The sequence below is a fragment of the Martelella limonii genome, assembly GCF_013344475.1.
Lineage (GTDB): Bacteria > Pseudomonadota > Alphaproteobacteria > Rhizobiales > Rhizobiaceae > Martelella > Martelella limonii.
The window spans coordinates 1-19,158 of record NZ_JABUOU010000006.1; the positions used below are offsets into that span (position 1 = coordinate 1).

The 19,158-nt window shown below is 63.3% G+C and carries 18 protein-coding genes and 1 other RNA gene; 12 read left to right on the forward strand and 7 right to left on the reverse strand.

All coding sequences use genetic code 11. From position 1 onward, the window contains the following. Window positions 1-484 precede the first annotated feature (484 nt). The gene (locus tag HPQ62_RS13225; protein WP_174803042.1) at window positions 485-2,425 is read left to right on the forward strand and encodes a M23 family metallopeptidase; all 1,941 of its coding nucleotides are present in this window, start codon (window positions 485-487) and stop codon (window positions 2,423-2,425) included. 331 nt (window positions 2,426-2,756) lie between these two features. Here HPQ62_RS13225 and clpB read toward each other — a convergent pair whose 3' ends face one another. Together clpB and HPQ62_RS13235 are read right to left on the reverse strand one after the other, a co-directional pair. Next, the gene (clpB, locus tag HPQ62_RS13230) at window positions 2,757-5,360 is read right to left on the reverse strand and encodes an ATP-dependent chaperone ClpB (RefSeq protein ID WP_174803043.1); all 2,604 of its coding nucleotides are present in this window, start codon (window positions 5,358-5,360) and stop codon (window positions 2,757-2,759) included. 470 nt (window positions 5,361-5,830) lie between these two features. Next, window positions 5,831-6,448: a ribonuclease D gene (locus HPQ62_RS13235; RefSeq protein ID WP_174803044.1), complete on the reverse strand. Its 618-nt coding sequence runs from the start codon at window positions 6,446-6,448 to the stop codon at window positions 5,831-5,833. Between the two features lie 204 nt (window positions 6,449-6,652). Between HPQ62_RS13235 and HPQ62_RS13240 the strand changes: the two genes are divergently transcribed. The 7 genes from HPQ62_RS13240 to HPQ62_RS13270 all read left to right on the forward strand — a co-directional run bounded on the left by HPQ62_RS13240 (window position 6,653) and on the right by HPQ62_RS13270 (window position 13,143). After that, window positions 6,653-7,012, forward strand: a complete 360-nt coding sequence (locus HPQ62_RS13240; protein ID WP_174803045.1) for a hypothetical protein — start codon at window positions 6,653-6,655, stop codon at window positions 7,010-7,012. Then, window positions 7,005-7,655, forward strand: coding sequence for a DedA family protein (locus HPQ62_RS13245; RefSeq protein ID WP_174803046.1), 651 nt, complete (start codon window positions 7,005-7,007; stop codon window positions 7,653-7,655). Before HPQ62_RS13240 ends, HPQ62_RS13245 begins: the two co-directional genes overlap by 8 nt. 98 nt (window positions 7,656-7,753) lie before the next feature. Then, on the forward strand, window positions 7,754-9,505 hold the full coding sequence (locus tag HPQ62_RS13250) for an alkaline phosphatase (protein ID WP_174803047.1): 1,752 nt from the start codon (window positions 7,754-7,756) through the stop codon (window positions 9,503-9,505). Window positions 9,506-9,613: 108 nt separating this feature from the next. Beyond that, window positions 9,614-10,069, forward strand: a complete 456-nt coding sequence (locus HPQ62_RS13255; RefSeq protein ID WP_174803048.1) for a hypothetical protein — start codon at window positions 9,614-9,616, stop codon at window positions 10,067-10,069. 33 nt (window positions 10,070-10,102) lie between these two features. Next, window positions 10,103-10,774, forward strand: coding sequence for an ABC transporter ATP-binding protein (locus tag HPQ62_RS13260; RefSeq protein ID WP_174803049.1), 672 nt, complete (start codon window positions 10,103-10,105; stop codon window positions 10,772-10,774). 4 nt (window positions 10,775-10,778) lie between these two features. Further along, the gene (locus HPQ62_RS13265; RefSeq protein ID WP_174803050.1) at window positions 10,779-12,116 is read left to right on the forward strand and encodes an FtsX-like permease family protein; all 1,338 of its coding nucleotides are present in this window, start codon (window positions 10,779-10,781) and stop codon (window positions 12,114-12,116) included. Between the two features lie 82 nt (window positions 12,117-12,198). Next, window positions 12,199-13,143, forward strand: coding sequence for an AEC family transporter (locus tag HPQ62_RS13270; protein WP_174803051.1), 945 nt, complete (start codon window positions 12,199-12,201; stop codon window positions 13,141-13,143). Between the two features lie 137 nt (window positions 13,144-13,280). Here HPQ62_RS13270 and HPQ62_RS13275 read toward each other — a convergent pair whose 3' ends face one another. Further along, on the reverse strand, window positions 13,281-14,024 hold the full coding sequence (locus HPQ62_RS13275) for a c-type cytochrome (protein ID WP_174803052.1): 744 nt from the start codon (window positions 14,022-14,024) through the stop codon (window positions 13,281-13,283). Between the two features lie 149 nt (window positions 14,025-14,173). Between HPQ62_RS13275 and HPQ62_RS13280 the strand changes: the two genes are divergently transcribed. Beyond that, window positions 14,174-14,929 (forward strand): 3-deoxy-manno-octulosonate cytidylyltransferase, encoded by a 756-nt coding sequence (locus tag HPQ62_RS13280; protein ID WP_342343712.1) that lies wholly within the window; start codon window positions 14,174-14,176, stop codon window positions 14,927-14,929. After that, window positions 14,926-15,801: a prephenate dehydratase gene (locus tag HPQ62_RS13285; RefSeq protein WP_174803054.1), complete on the forward strand. Its 876-nt coding sequence runs from the start codon at window positions 14,926-14,928 to the stop codon at window positions 15,799-15,801. The genes HPQ62_RS13280 and HPQ62_RS13285 overlap by 4 nt, the downstream gene beginning before the upstream one ends. A gap of 41 nt (window positions 15,802-15,842) precedes the next feature. On the opposite strand, the gene HPQ62_RS13290 is transcribed toward HPQ62_RS13285, so the two are convergent. From HPQ62_RS13290 to HPQ62_RS13305, 4 genes are all read right to left on the reverse strand, one after another. Further along, a complete protein-coding gene (locus tag HPQ62_RS13290) occupies window positions 15,843-16,217 on the reverse strand; it encodes a VOC family protein (protein ID WP_174803055.1) in 375 nt (124 codons plus the stop codon). Between the two features lie 69 nt (window positions 16,218-16,286). Then, complete coding sequence (locus HPQ62_RS13295) at window positions 16,287-16,973, reverse strand: HTH domain-containing protein (RefSeq protein ID WP_174803056.1); 687 nt, start codon at window positions 16,971-16,973, stop codon at window positions 16,287-16,289. Between the two features lie 3 nt (window positions 16,974-16,976). Beyond that, entirely contained in the window at window positions 16,977-17,930 is a 954-nt protein-coding gene (gene nudC, locus HPQ62_RS13300) for an NAD(+) diphosphatase (RefSeq protein ID WP_174803057.1), read from the reverse strand. Beyond that, window positions 17,927-18,340 carry an HIT family protein gene (locus HPQ62_RS13305; RefSeq protein WP_174803058.1) on the reverse strand — a complete coding sequence of 138 codons (414 nt, stop codon included), beginning with the start codon at window positions 18,338-18,340 and terminating at the stop codon, window positions 17,927-17,929. Before HPQ62_RS13305 ends, nudC begins: the two co-directional genes overlap by 4 nt. Before the next feature lie 153 nt (window positions 18,341-18,493). Between HPQ62_RS13305 and ffs the strand changes: the two genes are divergently transcribed. Both ffs and HPQ62_RS13315 read left to right on the forward strand, forming a co-directional pair. Continuing rightward, an RNA gene (ffs, locus tag HPQ62_RS13310) (signal recognition particle sRNA small type) lies at window positions 18,494-18,590 on the forward strand. Window positions 18,591-18,617: 27 nt separating this feature from the next. Further along, window positions 18,618-19,088, forward strand: coding sequence for a YbaK/EbsC family protein (locus tag HPQ62_RS13315; protein WP_174803059.1), 471 nt, complete (start codon window positions 18,618-18,620; stop codon window positions 19,086-19,088). Window positions 19,089-19,158 lie beyond the last annotated feature (70 nt).

The window sequence follows — 19,158 nt, forward strand, 5'->3', positions numbered from 1 at the left end:
CAATCCTCGCTCGGCCAATCCCTAAAGTTCAGCCTGACTAAGCATCTCAGCCTGTCGGAAGATTTTTTCGAACCGTAAGCCCCGCAGAAGCGCCGCCCCGTCGTTCGGTGAGGCGGCTTATAGACCCGCCCGTTCCCGATCGTCAACAAGGTTTTCCGAAAAAAATGACATTTTTGTTATGGTATTGATTTTGAACATTATTTTTGAATGCTGAATCGAGGCTGCTCGTTCCCGCGTCGATCACGCCCCAAAAGCCGGGTAGATCCGGAGCCTTCATGACAGCGCCTTCAATCCGCCATGTTCAAGCCGGACAGTCGCCCGTCCATCCGGATCGAGATCCGTGTTGGGGAAAACCGGCAAGAGAGAGAATGCAGACGGCGCCTTCAAAGGGGCCGATTGTCCTGATGGTTGTTTGACACACTCGCCTAATTTCGGCACATGGGAACGGGCAGATACTGAGATTGCGGCGCGAGACGGCAGGTCCATGAAAGTGAAAGATAATCCGGCGCGTGCATTTGGCCGGCGAAATCCGATCGTCGTCGACGGGCGCACACCTCCGGCAAGGCGGGATGTCTCGCTGCGGTGGCTCGCCGGCGTCTGCCTGACAGGTCTGACGAGCACCGCCCTGATGGCGATTGCCCTTTCCGCGGCCGTTGACGGGCGCCAGCGCCTTGCGATCCCCGCCTCCGCCTTTGCCAAGACCGCGATCGATCGCCTTGACGATGAGGACAGCGCCGCACGCGGCGATCGTCTGGTGCAGACCGCTGTTATCGCCAAGCCCTCCAATCGCCGCATCCTTCAGGTGCCGACCGCCGTGCGCCAGGGCGACAGCGACGTCATCCACTACGAGCCGTTCTCCGAAGTGAAGATGGCCCTTGCCGCCAATTACGGCGAAACGCCCTCCTACCCCAAGTTCGACCCTTATGAGGTGTTCGCCTCAGGCGATCAGCCCGCGCCGGCAGCGCGCGCGGCTGATATCATCTATGACACCGACGTTCAGGGCGAAGTGGAGATCCGCTCGATCGCCTTTCCAATGACGCGCCCGGATGCCCCTTACGCCGCCGACCTTACCAGCGAAGAGATCGAGGCGACGATCCTCGCCAACGAGGCATCGCTCCAGGACAGCGTCGGCGAGATCTCGATGCTGAGCTATGTCGATCCGGACCGATTCGAGCCTGAGCCTTCCCTGCTTGCGATCAAGCCGGGCCTTGCTGCGCAGATCGTGGACGAGAATGTGTCCGTCAGCGCGCTGCAATCCGTGTTCACGCGCGATTTCAGCGATGACATCCTGCCGGTGCGCCAGGCCGTCGATACCTCCGACCTGCTGACGGCGGCCGGCTATCCGCCGCCGCAGTCTGCCGAGCTTGGCAGGCTGATCAAGGAAGGCACCGGCTCCGCCATGCTGCAGGCCGGCGATACGCTGCGCATCGGGCTGTTGCGAATGGGCCGCAACATGCGCGTGGTGCGGCTCAGCCTTTACCGCAATGGCGAGCATGCGATGACCATGGCGCTGAACGACAAGGGACGGTTCGTCAAGGGCACGCCCCCGGCCATGAGCGATGCGGTGGCCAACGCTTCTGCCGACGACACCGATCTTCTGCTCGGCTCGAACCAGAAATCGGTGCGCATCTATGACGGCATCTACCGGGCCATGCTCAGCTATGACCTGACGGAACAGATGTCGTCGCAGCTGATCAATCTGCTGGCGAGCAAGGTCGACCTGCAGTCGCAGGCGTCCCCGGACGATTCCCTCGAGCTGTTCTTCTCCGACGCCACGCCGGACGGCGGCGCGTCGGAGGATTCCGAGCTGTTTTACATCGACGCGGAAATCGGCGGGGAGAAGATCCAGCTTTACCGCTTCCGCGATCCGGAAACCGGCGCGGTGGATTTCTACGACAAGGACGGCAAGAGCATTCGCCGCTTCCTGCTGCGCAATCCGGTCCCCAAGGGCCGGTTCACCTCGGGCTTCGGCATGCGCCGCCACCCCGTGCTGAAATATGCCCGCATGCATCCCGGCGTTGACTGGGCTGCGCCCACCGGTACGCCGATCATTGCGGCCGGCGACGGGATCGTGGAAAAGGCCGGCTGGTCGAGCGGCTATGGCAACCAGACCATCATTCGCCACGCCAATGGCTACGAGACGTCCTACAATCACCAGAGCAAGATCGCCCCGGGCGTCAAGCCGGGTGCGCGCATCAAGCAGGGCCAGCTGATCGGCTATGTGGGCGCCACCGGCCTGGTCACGGGCGCGCATCTCCATTACGAGGTGATCGTCAACGGCACCAAGGTCAACCCGATGAAGATCCGCTTCCCGAATTCCGAAGCGCTTTCGGGCGACAACCTCGCCCGCTTCGAATCCGAACGTGCGCGCATCGATTCCCTTCTTGGCAACGACGGTGGCCAGGTCGCGTCAGCCTCGCAATAGGGAACGGCTTTTCCAAAGCCGCGACGTGAAAAAGGCCCGCCGACAATCAATCGGCAGGCCTTTGCTTTCTGACAAACCTGTCCTCACACCTCTCACACCCGGCGTCATCCTCGGGCTTGACCCGAGGATCCAGGCAGCAAGGTCAGTCACCCTGTTAAAATTTGGGAAAGTCACTCACTTGAGCCGCCTGGATCAAGTCCGAGCATGATCCCCGGGGTGAGATTGGCGTGCGTGGAAATCTCAGACGTGGTGGCTTTATCTGCAGTCTGAGAAGCCCGCCGGGAAACGGCGGGCTCCTGTCGTTTGACATGTCGTTTGCAAGACCTGCCGATCAGGCAACCTGATCGAGCTTGCGGCCCGTGCCGAAGACCAGCCGGTCGGAACCGGCGTCGACGCGCACATGGGCACCATCGGCGATCTCGCCGCCGAGCAGCTTTTCGGCCAGCGGATCCTGCACGGCCGTCTGGATCACGCGCTTCAGGGGGCGCGCGCCATAGGCGGGATCATAGCCCTTCTCGGCGAGCCAGTTGCGGGCTTCCGGCGTCAGATCCAGCTCGATCTTGCGTTCGGCCAGCAGCCTCTCGAGACGGCCGAGCTGGATGTCGACGATCTTGCCCATATCGTCCCGGCGCAGCCGGTGGAACAGGATGATATCGTCGACTCGGTTCAGGAATTCCGGTCGGAACGATGCCCGAACCACGGCCATGACCTGATCACGCGCTGCCTCGCTGTCCTCATGATCGCCGAGCTGGGTCAGGAATTCCGCGCCCAGGTTCGAGGTCATGATGATGATCGTGTTGCGGAAGTCGACCGTGCGGCCCTGGCCGTCGGTCAGACGCCCGTCATCGAGCACCTGCAGCAGCACGTTGAACACATCCGGATGCGCCTTTTCGATCTCGTCGAACAGGATCACCTGATAGGGCCGGCGGCGAACCGCTTCGGTCAGCACGCCACCCTCGTCGTAGCCGACATAGCCGGGAGGCGCCCCGATCAGCCGGGCCACGGAGTGCTTCTCCATGAATTCCGACATGTCCATGCGCACCATCGCGGTCTCGTCGTCGAACAGGAACCGGGCCAGCGACTTGGTCAGCTCGGTCTTGCCGACGCCGGTGGGACCCAAGAAGATGAACGAGCCGATCGGCCGGTTCGGATCCTGCAGGCCGGCACGGGCACGGCGGACCGAGCGCGATACGGCCTGAACCGCCTCGCCCTGGCCGACGACCCATCGGGCAAGCTCATCTTCCATGCGAAGCAGCTTGTCGCGCTCGCCTTCCAGCATCTTGTCGACCGGGATCCCGGTCCAGCGGGAGACGACCTGGGCAATATTGTCCGGGGTCACGACCTCCTGCAGGATCGAATCCGTTACGGTGTTGTCTTCGCTCTCGGCCTCGACAAGCTCCTTTTCGAGCTGCGGGATCGTGCCATAGGCGAGCTCGCCCGCCTTCTGGAACTCGCCGCCGCGCTGGGCGATGGCAAGCTCGTTGCGGGCGCTCTCAAGCTGTTTCTTGAGATCGGCTGCCCGGTTGAGCTTGTTCTTTTCCGACTGCCAGCGCGCCGTCAGCGCATCTGCCTCTTCCTCGAGCGAGGTGAGTTCGCTTTCGAGTTTCGCCAGACGGTCCTTGGAGGCCGTGTCGGTTTCCTTCTTCAGCGCTTCCCGCTCGATCTTGAGCTGGATGATCCGCCGGTCTAGCTCGTCAAGCTCTTCGGGCTTGGAATCCACCTGCATGCGCACGCGGCTTGCGGCCTCGTCCATCAGGTCGATCGCCTTGTCCGGCAGGAACCTGTCGGTGATGTAGCGGTTCGAAAGCGTGGCGGCGGCCACCAGCGCGCTGTCGGCGATGCGCACCTGATGGTGCTGCTCGTATTTTTCCTTCAGCCCGCGCAGGATCGAGATCGTGTCCTCGACCGTCGGCTCGGCCACCATGACCGGCTGGAAACGACGGGCAAGAGCGGCATCCTTTTCCACATGCTTGCGGTATTCATCGAGCGTGGTCGCGCCGACGCAGTGCAGCTCGCCGCGCGCAAGGGCCGGCTTCAGAAGGTTCGAGGCATCCATCGCGCCATCGGCCTTGCCCGCGCCCACCAGCGTGTGCATCTCGTCGATGAACAGGATGATCTGGCCGGCTTCCGCCTGCACCTCGTTCAGAACCGCCTTCAGACGCTCCTCGAACTCGCCGCGATATTTCGCACCCGCAATCAGCGCGCCCATGTCGAGCGACATCAGCTTCTTGTCCTTGAGGCTTTCCGGCACGTCGCCATTGACGATCCGGAGCGCCAGGCCCTCGGTGATCGCGGTCTTGCCGACGCCGGGCTCGCCGATGAGCACGGGATTGTTCTTGGTGCGGCGCGACAGAACCTGGATCGTGCGGCGGATTTCATCGTCGCGTCCGATGACGGGATCGAGCTTGCCGTCGCGGGCATCCGCCGTCAGGTCGCGCGCATATTTCTTCAGCGCGTCATAGGCCTGTTCGGCGCTGGCGCTGTCGGCGGTGCGACCTTTTCGGATTTCGTTGATGGCAGCGTTCAGCCCGTTCGGCGTCACGCCGGCGCCGGCAAGCGTCTTCGCGGTCGAAGCGCTCTTTTCGATGACGAGCGCCAGAAGAAGGCGCTCAACGGTGACGAAACTGTCACCGGCCTTCTTGGCGGCCTCTTCGGCAGTGTTGAAGACCTTGGCGAGCGGCTGGGCGAGATAGATCTGGCCATTGCCGCCGGTCACCTTCGGCAGTTTGGCAAGCGCTGCATCATTGGCAAGCCGGGCCTTGGCGGGATCGCCGCCGGCGCGTGTGATCAGCGATGCGGCCATGCCTTCGCTGTCGTCGAGCAGAACCTTGAGGATGTGCTCGGCGTCGAACTGCTGATGGCCTTCACCCAGCGCATAGGTCTGCGCCGACTGGAGAAAGCCGCGAACACGCTCTGAATATTTTTCGAAATTCATATCAATCTCTCCATTCCTCGAACCGCCCTTTGAAAGCGACGATGCGATGATCAAGATAAACCCCCTCATGCGAGGCGAGTTCCCTGGACGACCGTCTGGCCGCCTGGAGTTGATATGGGTGCGAAATCGGATGGTTTAAAGAGGGCTTGGAACAATTTTGTTGCATATATGCAACAGGACGAAATGGCGGCCGGGCAGGCCAAAACCGTCACTGAAGCCGACGACGGCGAGGCCATAAATCCAATACCGTCAGGCTTACCAAAATCGGCCTTTCGAAACGCCCTCAGCCCTTCCGGGGGTCATCCTCGGGCTTGACCCGAGGATCCAGGCGATTCTCTCCGCGACCGGCATTCAGGTGAACCTTCGTCGTGGTGAAATTGCCTGCCAGAACGCCACCTCCGCTCGCGACCAACGTGGATGGATCCTCGGGTCAAGCCCGAGGATGACGCGGAGATCTGGGCGGGCGCACCTCAGCTATGCGCGAAGATGTCGGTCTCTTCCCAGCCGAGAAGGTCGAGCTTGGCGCGGGTCGGCAGGAATTCGAAACAGGCGCTCGCAAGCTCCATGCGTCCGTCGCGGATCAGCCTTTCCATCAGCTTGTCGCGCAGGCGGTGAAGATAGAGAACGTCCGACGCCGCATATTGCAATTGTGCCTCGGAAAGCTCCTCAGCCGCCCAGTCGGAGGATTGCTGCGCCTTGGAAACGTCGACATCGAGCATTTCGCGCAGATTGTCCTTCAGCCCGTGCCGGTCGGTATAGGTGCGGGTCAGCCGCGAGGCGATCTTGGTACAGAACACGTTGGTCGTGGTCACGCCGAAGGTGTGGTAGAGCACGGCGATATCGAACCGGCCGAAATGGAAGATCTTCTGGCGGGCGGGATCGGCCAGCATGGCGCAGAGATTGGGGGCTTCCGTCTGGCCCGGCGCGATCTGGATCAGGTCGGCGCTGCCGTCGCCCGGCGAGATCTGCACCACGCACAGCCGGTCGCGGCGCGGGATCAGGCCCAGCGTCTCGCTGTCGATCGCGATTGCGCCGGTGTAGCGGCTCGCATGGTCTGCCGGAATATCCTGTTTATGCACGCGGATCATGTCGCGTCTCTCCATCGCCTGTCGTCTTTCGAATACCGGGTTCATAGCGGATAGACCGCGCGCACGATACCCAAAAACGACAGCCGCGGGGCGGCCATCTGATGCCGGAGCCATCCCCGCCCGGGGGCTGCCGTCGTCGCCGCGCGGCTTGTGCAATCGCCGCCAAAGTTCTAACGGAAGGGACTGGAACCGGAAAGGAAGACGATGCGGCTGAAAAACCCCGTCCGCGCCCTGTGGCGCCGCCACCGCGTGATTTCCATCGCCTTTCTGGCGGCCGTCATCCTGACGCTCGCCTTCGCGCTGAAGACCGTTTTCGCGCTCTATTCCTGGAAATTCTCCCACCGCGAACTGGAGCTCAGAGGCTGGATGACGCTCGGCCATGTGGCGATGATCCACAAGATACCCGTCTTCGAACTCGCAGAAGCGCTGGAACTTGATCCGCTGAACAGCCGCCGGCTGCCGCTCTGGCGGATCATGCAGGCCCGCGACGAGACGCTGGATGAGCTTGAGGAGCAGATCGCCAGGGCGCTCGATGCGCATGAACGGGCCGCCGACGATGAATGAGCAATTCCTGTCGCTGGTGCCGGTCTATGGCATACCGGTGATCGCGATGATCGTGATGCTCGGCTGTCTCGGTATCCCGATGCCGGCCGCTGTGATCATGCTGTTCGGGGGCTCGCTTGCAGCCTCCGGCGACCTGCCGATGCTTCCGACCATCGCAGCCTGCTTTGCCGCCGCCTGCACGTCTGACCAGATCGGCTACTGGGTCGGGCGCAAGGGCGGCGCCCGCTATGTGGCCAGTTTCGCCGCGCGCGGACCCAAACGCCAGCGCCTGGTCGACCGCGCCGAGGACTATCTCGAGCGGCGCGGCGTTCTCGCGATCTTCTTCACCCGCTGGCTGCTGGCCCAGATAAGTCCCTATATCAATCCGGTGGCGGGCGCTGCCGGCATGCGCTGGCGCGCCTTTTCGCTCGCCTCCGTCAGCGGCCAGATCATCTGGGTTTCGACCTACAACATCCTCGGCTTCATCTTCTCGCGCAATATCATCGCCGTCGCCCATGTCGCCGGCAATGCCACCGGCTTCCTGGTGGCGGGCGTGATCTCGATCGTGCTGTTCTGGTACATCACCCGGGTGCTGCATTATTCGATCAAGCGCCGGAAGCGGCGGCGCTATCTGAAGCCAAGGGGCAGGCGCAACCGCAGCTGAGCTTCACAAAAGCGCAGCAAAAGCGTCACGCAAATGTTACGCTGCAGGACTATCGCGGAACCGCACAGTCTTTCCAACACTCTTTCAAAGAGGTTCCCATGCGCGCTCGCCTCGCTCTTCTCGCCGCCGCCACCTGCCTTGCCGGCACGGCCAACGCTGCAACGATCTACCCGCTCGACCGGGCAACCATCCTTGCCTCGTCGCCGTTCGACTTCAAGGTCGAGCTCGACGCGGTCTATGATGCCGGTGATGTCGATGTCACCGTCAACGGCAAGCCTTATGCAGATGTGTTCGGCCACGAAGCCGATTTCGTTGCCGACGAAAAGGGTGAAGACGGCGAAAGCCTCGGCTCGGCCCTGATCCTGCGCGATCTCGCCATTGCCGATGCCGGCGATTACACCGTCGACGTCAAGGCCGGCGATGCCGAGGAAAAATCAGTCACCTGGACGGTTTACGGCACCGCCGAAACCCCCAAGGCCAAGAACGTGATCTTCTTCGTTGCCGACGGGTTGTCGATGGGCCACCGCACCGCTGCCCGCATCATGTCCAAGGGCATGACCGAGGGCAAGGCCGACGGCCGCCTCAACATGGATGACCTCGACAACATGGCAACGATCGGCACGTCGTCGACCCATTCGATCGCGACCGACTCCGCCAACACCATGTCCGCCTACATGACCGGCCACAAGACCCGCGTGAACGCGCTCGGCGTCTATGCCGACCGCACGCCCGACAGCCTGGACGACCCGAAGGTCGAAACCATTGCCGAGGCGCTGCGCCGCCAGACCGGCAAGGCAATCGGCGTCGTGTCCACGGCTGAAATCGAAGACGCGACGCCTGCCGCCGTTGTCGCCCATACCCGCCTGCGCGGCGACAAGGCCGAGATCGTCGGCATGTTCTACGACGTCAAGCCGGAAGTCATCCTCGGCGGCGGCTCGGCCTACTTCCTGAAGTCCGACATTGCCGGTTCCAAGCGCAAGGACGACAATGACTACATCGCCATGTTCGAGGACGCCGGCTACACCGTTGCCACGACCGCCGACGAGATGGATGCCGCCGACAAGAACACCAAGCTGCTTGGCCTGTTCCACACCGGCAACATGGATTCGACGCTCGACCGCGACTTCCTGAAGAAGGGCACCGTCGAGAAGTTCCCGAACCAGCCGGGCCTGGTCGCCATGACCAAGACCGCCATCGACCGCCTGTCCGAAAATGAAGACGGCTTCTTCCTGATGGTCGAAGCGGCCAATGTCGACAAGATGTCGCATCCGCTCGACTGGGACCGCGCCGCCATCGACATGATCGAATATGACCAGGCCGTCGGCGTTGCCATGGACTTCGCCAGGTCCCATCCGGACACGCTCGTTGTCGTCACCGGCGACCATACCCACGGCATGTCGATCGTCGGCACGATCGACGACGAGATCGACGCGGAAGAAATGCGCGACAAGGTCGGCACCTATGACGATGCCGGCTTCCCGAACTACACCGACGAGAACGGCGACGGCTACCCGGACAAGATCGATGTCTCCCGCCGCCTCGCCATGTTCTCCAACAACTTCCCGGATTACTATGAAACCTTCCGTCCGAAGATGGATGGTCCGTTCGATCCGGCGATCAAGGACGAGAACGGCAACTATGTTGCCAACGAAGCCTACAAGGATGTTCCCGGCGCCGTTCTGCGCACCGGCAACCTGCCGCACAACGCCTCGACCGGCGTCCATGCCGTCGACGACGTCGTGCTGCAGGCCAGTGGCCCGAACGCCGATCAGTTCAAGGGCTATATGGAACAGTCCGACGTCTACGGCGTGCTGGCCGATGCCTTCGCGCTCGGCACCACCCAGAAGTAGTAAGTGCTATAAGGGACCGGGCGGCAACGCCCGGTCCTCTCCGATCGGGCGTGCGATCGGCACCCGAGGACGGCGCCCCTTCGAATTCGACCAAAAGGAACCGCGACCATGACAGCGCCCCTCCTGAACCGCCGCAGCCTGTTTGCCGCCGCCTGCGGTCTTGCCGCTTTTCTGCCCTTGCGCCCTGCATTCGCTGCCGACCAGCTGACATTCGACGGCCTTTACGGCAGCTACAGCCCGCTCGGTCTGAAATTCTCCGACAAGGTCAAGGAGCTGACCGGCAAGAGCGTCTCGATCCGCGGTTTCATGGCCCCGCCGCTGAAGGCGGAGGCGCAGTTCTTCGTGCTCTCAGAAATCCCGATGGCGCTCTGCCCGTTCTGTTCGAGCGATGCCGACTGGCCGGACAACATCATGGTTGTCTATCTCGACCGCAAGCAGACCTTTACCCAGCCGAACCAGATGATCGAGGTGACCGGCACGCTCGAGCATGGCTCCTGGACCGACCCGGAAACCGGCTTCGTCAGCCAGCTCAGGCTGCGCGATGCGCGCTACCGCGCGGTCTGACGCTTAATCCTCTCCATTTCAGAAGGCCAGACGATGCTGCCTCTCCTCATCGAAGATGTCGCCGTCACCTATGACGGTGTCGACGGCGCGGTGCTGACGATCCCGCGGCTTGAGATCCGGGCGGGCGAGCGCGTTGCCGTCACCGGCCCGTCCGGCTCCGGCAAGAGCACGCTCGTCAACATCATCACTGGCCTCGAGCGCCTTTCAGGCGGACACGTCCGGTGGGGCGATACCGATCTCGCCGCGCTCTCCGAGACCGGCCGCGACCGCTTCCGGGGTGAGAATATCGGCCTGGTGATGCAGGATTTTCATCTGTTTCCGGCACTCTCCGCAGCCGAAAACGTGCTGCTCCCCGCCCGCCTCGCGCGCGCTGCCGGCGAGGAGCGCATCCGCCGCGCCCACGACCTGCTCGATCGCGTCGGCCTTTCGCGCCACGACCAGAAGACCGGCACCATGTCGCGCGGCGAGATGCAGCGCGTCGCCGTTGCCCGCGCGCTGTTGCGCAAGCCTGCAATCATCGTCGCCGACGAGCCCACAGCGAGCCTCGATGCCGCCTCCGGCGAAACCGTCGGCCGGCTGCTGCTGGAGCTTGCCGAAGACACGACGCTGATCGTCGTTTCCCATGACCGCCGGCTGGTGGAACCGCTTTCGCGCGAAATCACGCTGATTTCCGGCACCATTTCCACCGACGAGAACAAGGGCTGACCGGATGCTGCGCTTTATCCTTTCCGATCTCAGACGGCTCTGGGCCGGCTCCATCGTCATCGTGATCCTGATCATGCTGGCAACAGCGCTCGGCGTTGCCGTCACGCTCGAAGAGCGCGCGCTCCGGCTCGGCAGTGCCCGGGCGTCGGAGAAATTCGATCTCGTCATCGGCGCACCGGGCAGCGAGACCCAGCTGGTGCTCTCCTCGGTCTTTCTTCAGGCAGCCGATCTGCCGCTGATGGACGGCGATATCCTCCCGGCCCTTCAGGACGATCCGCGCGTCAAATGGGCGGCCCCGATCGGCTTCGGCGATTCCTACGATGGCTATCCGATCGTCGGCACCACGTCGCAGCTGATTACCGAAACCACGCCGGGCTTCAGCGAGGGCATGAACTTTTCCCATCTCGGCGACGCCGTGATCGGGTCCGCCGTGGCCCTTCAGATCGGCGACACGATCAAGCCGCTCCATGGCACCGTCGAGACCGGCGGCCATACCCATGGCGAGCTTGCCTATACGGTGACCGGCAAGGCCGAGAAGACCGGCACGCCCTGGGACCGCGCGATCTTCGTGCCGATCGAGGCGGTCTGGAAGATCCACGGCCTTGAGGCCCATGAAGACGGCGATCACGACGCGCACGGCGAAGCCGGTCATGGGCATGATGACGCGGACGACCACGCGCATGCATCAGAGCATGAGCATGAGCATGAGCATGAGGAGGCACACGAACACGGTGCTGCGGAAGAGGGTGAAGACCATCATCTTGATCCCGCAACCCCGATCGACGAGGACTGGCACAAGGGCGAAACGCCCGGCCTGCCGGCCATTCTCGTCAAACCGAACGCCATTGCCGATGCCTATCGCCTGCGCCAGGAATACCGGGGCGATGATACGCTTGCCGTCTTCCCGGCAGAGGTGCTGACAAAACTATACGCCACCCTTGGCGATGCACGCCAGGTGCTGAGCGCCATCGCCATCGGCGCCCAGGCGCTGGTTGCCGCCGCCCTGCTTCTGGTGACCGTCATCCATGTATCCCAGCGCCGGCGCGAAATCGGGGCGCTGCGTGCTTTCGGCGCGCCGCGTGCTTCGGTCTTCGCCATCGTCTGGGGTGAGCTGTTCCTGCTCGTCGCCCTCGGCATCGCGCTTGGCTATGCGGCGGGCTATGCTGCAGCAGCGGCGATCGCGCGCGCGATCACGGCAGAGCGCGGGGTTTCGCTGCCCGTCGGCTTCACCGCAGCAGATATCGGATCGGCGGCCGGGCTGGTGCTGGCTGCAGCCATTCTCTCCGCCCTCCCCGCGCTGATCGCCTATCGCCAGCCACCGGCAGCAGCGCTGAAGGGTTGAGCGGCCGGGCTTGACAGCGGCTTTCCGGGGGCACAGTTTCAGACTTAAACGGCCCCTGCGGCCGCCCGCCTGAAAGCCCGACATGCAGCAGATATTCGACAGCGTCATCCCGATCTTCGCCCTCATCCTGATCGGCTGGATCGCCGTGAAGACGCGCTATCTTCCGGAAAACCATGCGGGCGTGCTCTCGGCCTTCGTCTACAGGGTCGGCCTGCCGGTCCTGTTGATGCGCACCATCGCCAATGCCGATTTCACCGGCACGGACCCCTTGAGCATATGGGCGGTCTATTTCTCCAGCATTGCGATCGCCTGGATCGTCGCATCGCTGACAGCGCGGTTCGGCTTCCGGCGCGACAGGCTGTCGGCGGTGGTCATCGGGCTGTCCGGCACGTTCTCGAACCTGGCGCTGCTTGGCGTTCCGCTGATCAGCCATGTCGCCGGCGACAGGGCGCTGGTAGCCATCTCCGTGGTGCTCGCCATCCATATGCCGGTCCTGATGGTGACGGCGACCGTGCTTGCCGAACGCGCCAAGGCCCGCGAGGGCGGCATCGTCAGCGCGCCGGGTAAGCTTGCGACAACGGTCGGCTACAATCTCGCCACCAACCCGCTCGTGATCGGACTGATCATCGGCGGGATCATGAATTTCACCGGCGTGGAGCCTGCCGCGCCGCTCGCTGCGATCATTTCCATGCTCGCAGGCATTGCCGCTCCCGTCGCGCTGGTGTCGATCGGCATGACGCTTGCGCAATATAAGGTCGCCGGCAATGCCGGGTTGTTTTCGGCCATCACCGTGATCAAGCTCGCGCTGCTGCCGGGTCTGGTCTATGCGCTGTCGCATCTCTTCGGATTGCCGCAGCCGGTCATGGCCGGGCTGGTGCTGGGTGCCTCCTGCCCCGCAGGCGTCAACGCCTTCCTGCTTGCCGACCAGTTCGGCACCGGCCGCAACATCGCCGCCTCCACCATCACGCTCACCACCATTCTCGGCGTGGTGACGGTCAGTCTCTGGGTTCTGCTGCTCGGCTACTGAAGGCGGCACATACGCCGATGCGGGCGCTTTAACCCACGGAGAAGGGCAACCGGATGATATGACCGGCGCTCCGCTCCACACCACAAAAAAAGCGGAGCCGAAGCCCCGCTTTTTGTCGTTCTTCCGTTGCCGGTTTCTTACTCGGTCTTTGCCGGCTGCTCGCTCTCGGCAGCGCCGGGAGGCGTCGGCTCCGCGCCCTCTGCGGGCTCGGCTGTCGCCTCTTTCGGCTCCATGTTTGCGTCGGCTGGCTGAGCTTCCTCGGCTGCGCCTTCGGCAGGAGCCGCCGTCTCGCTCGCGCCGTCTGCCGGTGCGGCAGCTTCATCGGAAGCGCCTTCTGCCGGCGGCTCCGGGAACGGAACGGGGCTGTTCGACAGCGTGCTGAGATAGGCGATCAGGTCCGCGCGATCCTTGTCTGCGGCAAGACCTGCAAAGCCCATGGCCGTGCCGGGAATATCCTTCTTGGGCGCCTTGATGAAGGCGTCAAGATTTTCATAGGTCCAGTGCTTGGAGCCGCCTTCCGAAAATTCCTGCATGGCAGCAGAATAGGAAAAGCCTTCATGGCTTGCGATCGGACGATCCACGACATCCCAGAGGTTCGGGCCAACCTTGTTGGGGCCGCCCTCGGTCACGTCGTGACAGGCCTGACAGCGCTTGAACACGCGCTCGCCGGCATCGGCGCTGGCAGAAGCAAGCAGAACGGCAATCGGCGTTTCCTGGACTTCAGCCGGTGCGCCGCCCGTAGTCTCGGCAACCTCGATCACGAACCCTTCCTTTTCGGGATGGTGCGGATCGAAAATAGCTTCGGAAATAAAAGAAACCGTCATCAGGACGAAGACCGTCCCCAACAGGGCCGCAAGGACCATATTGAGATTGAATTTCATTGCGTTGCCGCTCCCCTTCCGTCCAGCCCTCTACCGGACACCTTGCATTCTTGCAGAACCTATGTCTTTTGATGCCGCGATGCAACGCCGCATCGGCACGCAGACCGGCCCATCAAACTGTCAGTGGCAAATTAACGGAGAGCTTGCAAGTGGCGATCGACAAATCCCATGAAACGATCATTCTAATTCCGGCGCGGATGGCCTCGACGCGCCTTCCCGGCAAGCCGCTCGCCGATATTGCGGGCATACCGATGATCGTCCATGTCGCCGAGCGCGCGCGCGAATCAGCCATGGGACGGGTGGTCGTCGCCGTCGACGAAGCCTCAGTCTTCGATGCTGTGGAACAGGCGGGCTTCGAAGCCGTGATGACGGGGAAGGAGCACCAGTCCGGCTCCGACCGCATCCACGAAGCGCTGCAAAAGGTCGATCCTGAAGGCAAGGCTCGGCTCGTCGTCAATGTCCAGGGCGACCTGCCGACGCTTGACCCGGCGCTGATCGCCGCCTCGCTGGCGCCGCTGGAAGATCCCGCCGTCGATATCGCGACCCTAGCCGTCGAGATCACCAACGAGGCCGAAAAGACGGCGTCGCAGGTCGTCAAGATCGTCGGCTCCCCTATCGGGCCGTCGCGCCTGCGCGCCCTCTATTTCACCCGCGCGACCGCGCCCTGGGGCGAAGGCCCGCTTTATCATCACATAGGACTTTATACCTATCGGCGCGCGGCGCTGGAGCGGTTCGTCACGCTCCCCGTCTCCACGCTTGAAAGCCGCGAGAAGCTAGAGCAGTTGCGTGCGCTGGAAGCCGGCATGCGCATCGATGCCGAGATCGTCAAAACCGTGCCGCTCGGCGTCGATACCGCCGAGGACCTCGAAAAGGCGCGCCGCATTCTCGAAAGTGCCAGATCATGATCATGAAGACCAACCGCATTTCGTTCCAGGGCGAATACGGCGCCAATTCCGACATGGCCTGCCGGGACATGTATCCCGACATGGAGCCGCTGCCCTGCAAGACCTTCGAGGATGCGTTTCTGGCGGTCGAGAACGGCGATGCCGATCTGGCGATGATCCCGATCGAGAACACGCTCGCCGGCCGGGTTGCCGATATCCACTACCAGCTTCCCGATTCGCACCTGTCGATCATCGGCGAATATTTCATGCCGATCCGCTTCCAGCTGATGGCGCTGCCCGGCGTGACGCTGGACGACATCAGGACCGTGCACAGCCATATCCACGCGCTCGGCCAGTGCCGCAAGATCATCCGCCGCAACAAGTGGAATGCGGTGATTGCCGGCGATACGGCGGGCGCCGCGATGCTGGTGAAGGAGCGCGGCGACCGGACCATGGCGGCCCTGGCGCCGCGCCTTGCGGCCTCGCTCTACGGGCTTGATATCCTTGCCGAAAATGTCGAGGACAGCGAAAGCAACGTGACACGCTTCGTGATCCTGGCCGACAAGGCGAAGCAGGCGAAACGCAGCGATGGCGACCGCACCATCGTCACGACCTTCATCTTCAAGGTCCGCAACATTCCGGCAGCGCTCTACAAGGCGCTTGGCGGCTTTGCCACCAACGGCATCAACATGACCAAGCTCGAGAGCTACCAGATCGGCGGCAAGTTCATCGCCACGCAGTTCTATGCCGATATCGAGGGCCATCCCGATGATCCGGCGGTGGCGCGCGCGCTCGAAGAACTTGGCTTTTTCACCGAGAGCGTCCGCATCCTCGGCGTCTATGAGGGACACCCGATGCGCAGCCATCTCCAGTCTCTCGACGACGTCGACTGACAGCAAGGCCCCGGACGACGTCCGCCCGGGGCCTGCGCGCCTTACTTGTCAGGTTCGCACACGCGGATGCGATGGCCATCGGGATCGGTGATCACGAATGTCGGGCCGAAATCGGCCGTCATCAGCGGCTCGATGATATTGAGCCCATCCGCTCTCACGCGATCATAGAGTGCCGCGACGCCGCCTTCGCCGGAAGCCATGATGCCGATCTCGGACGAGCCGGGCCCGCCTTCGGCCCTGGGGTGGGCGGTGGCCTTGCGCCAGAGGCCGAGCGTCAGGCCGCTATCGGTCGTCAGCGACGAGAAGCCCTCGGAAAGCGCCATGGGCTTGAGGCCAAGAAAGGCGGCGTAGAAGTCGGCGCTGGCCTTCGGATCTTCGACGTAAAGCACGATCAGGTTGAGCGGCAGGGCAGTCATGTCTTTCTCCTTCGTTTGAAAACGAGAGGAGCAATAGCGCCCGCCGGTGACAGCTTCTGTCAGCAGCCGTCAGGCATAGTCCATGTTCCGCCGCCATTCGGAAAGAAGCGCCATCCTGCGTTTGGGATAGCGCGCGCCGGTCTCGGCGAGGCTCGCCATCCGGTCGGTGCGGAAATGGCGGAAATCTGCCCTGAGCTCGCACCAGCCGACGACGACGCGGACGCGCTCGAAATAGGCAAGGCCGATCGGCCAGATCACCCTTCGGGTGACGTTGCCCGCCTCGTCGCTGTAGCCGATCTCGAGTTTTCGCTCGCGGCGGATCGCGCTTCGAAGCGCAGCGATATCGGCGGTCTCCACGGCAAGATCGCGCGGGCCGATGATCAGCGCCGTCTCATCCACGGCATCGCCGAGCGCGGCCGGCAGCACCGCGGTGATCTTGGCAAGCGCGGTTGCAGCCGCGGCCGAGAGCGTGGCATCCGTCGCCTTTTCGACCCAGCGGCTGCCGAGCACCAGCGCCTCGATCTCCTCCTGCGAGAACATCATCGGCGGCAGCAGGAATCCGGGGCGCAGCACATAGCCGAGCCCCGCCTCGCCCTCGATCGCGGCCCCCTGCGCTCTCAGGCTTGCAATGTCGCGGTAAAGCGTTCTGAGGCTGATGCCGAGCTTTTCCGCGAGCGTTTCACCCGTGACCGGATAGCGATGACCGCGCAGCGCCTGCAGCAGTGCGAGCAACCGTTCCGAACGCGAGCCGGCCACCGTTCATGCCCAGTCGAGGAAATCGCGCACCAGCCTGAAGGCAATCGCGCCTTCGGCCGGAGCGTTGATGCCATCGGGATGTTTGCCTTCGACGGCGAGCCGCAATTCCTCGCGCGAGAACCAGCGGCAATCCTCGAGTTCGGCGTCGTCGGGACTGATGTCGAGGCTCTCGGCCCTGCCATAGCAGCCGAGCATCAGCGAATGCGGCATCGGCCAGGGCTGGGAGGCGTGATAGCGCACGGCGCCGACCCGGATGCCGGATTCCTCCAGCGTCTCGCGCCGGACCGCATCCTCGATGGTTTCGCCGGGTTCGAGAAAACCCGCAAGACAGGAATAGCGCCCTTCCGGAAAATGCGGGCTTCGGCCGAGCAGCACGCGGTCGCCCGCCTCATCGACGATCAGCATGATCACCACCGGATCGGTGCGCGGGAACATCATGTTGCCGCAGGCCGTGCATTCGCGGCGGAACCCGCCGGCTGCCGATTTCGACGGCGCGCCGCAGCGACCGCAAAAGGCATGATTGTCCGTCCAGGCATTGAGGCTGACGGCAAGCGCGAAGGCGCCGAGCGTCGCTTCGTCGAGCAGGCTTTCGCTATAGGCGGCGCGCGTGGTCAGCACCTTCAGATGCCCCGGCAGGTGTTCCGGGTCGAGGCCGAGCTTGATCGAGATCAGCGGCGCGCCGGAGGGTTCCCGTCCGAGCAGGATCGCGCTTTCCGGATCAGGCGACAGATCGGCCAACTCGTAGCGTGCGAAATAGGGATCGAGCACCTGGCGCTCATGCTTGACGATGCCCTTGCCATCGACGAAGCCGAAGAAACGGGCATTGGGCTCGGCGGCGGCCTTTTCGAGGGCCTTTTCATCGCGGTGCTCGCTGTCGCGGATGATGCGGCAGCCGGCAAAGGCTGTCAGCGCGCTCGGCTCCTCGTGTGGACCGGCCTTGTGAAACAGTGATGTCATGAACGTGCCATTGCCTCTGTGATCTTGCGGGCCAGTGCCTCGATATCCTCATCGGATCGCGGCTCCGGCGTGCCGTGGCCCCAGATCGGGCCCGGCCAGTTGGCATCGCCCTCAAACCGGGCGACGATATGAATGTGGAGCTGGCGGACGATATTGCCGATCGCCGCGACGTTGATCTTGTCCGCCCCGGTGACTGTTGAAAGCGCCTTTGCGGCTTCGTTGACCTCGAAGGTCAGCATGGTCTGATCGAGCGGCGCGAGCTCGAAGATTTCGGTCATGTTCGCGCGCTGGGGAATGGCAAGAAGCCACGGCCAGCGGGCGTCGCGCGAAAGCCGCAACTGGCAAAGCCCCAGATCGGCGATGGCCACGCTGTCGCGCTCGAGACGCGGATCGATCGGAAAGTCCTGCATGCTGCTCCCTTGGTTCGTTCGCTCCATCTCTATCAAACGGGAAATTCGCGGCAATCGCAAATCTGCTGTTGCCGGCGGCGGCGCTGGCTCCACCCCAGAATTTTTGACAGCCGCGCTTGCATTCACCCTCCAAATTGACGATATGTCCGGTCGGGAGGCTGGTGGTGGGCGTACCACTCGCCAACCGGGTCAGGTCCGGAAGGAAGCAGCCCCAACGAGTTGTGTACGGGTCACCGTGCCGGCCTCCCACCCTTCTACGGATCATTCCGGAGATGCCATGAGCCTTCAAAGCGTGCGCGCCCATCTTCGTCAGGCAGCCCCCGACATCGCCATCATCGAGACGGAAGCCTCAAGCGCGACGGTGGAAGAAGCTGCAAGCGCCCATAATGTCGCCCCCGCCCAGATCGCCAAGACGCTGTCCTTCAGCGTGAAGGATGACGTGTTTCTGCTGGTTGCGCGCGGCGATGCCAGGATCGACAACAAGAAGGCCAAGGCCGCCTTCGGCGGCAAGGTGCGCATGCTGCCGCTGGAAGAGGTCGAGGCGATCACCGGCCATCCGGTCGGCGGCGTCTGCCCCTTCGGCCTTGCAAGCCCGATCCGGGTCTATTGCGATGAAAGCCTGAAGGCCTTCGATGCGGTCTATCCGGCAGCCGGCGCGCGCAATGCCGCGGTCCGGATTTCGCCCGAGCGGCTCGTCGAGATCACTGGCGCGGACTGGGTCGATGTGTGCGGGGCGCCCGCAGCCTGATGGCGGCATCAGAAATTCTGTGCATTTCGCCAAAAGCTCTGCCAGACTGAACCATACGCTGTGACAGCGT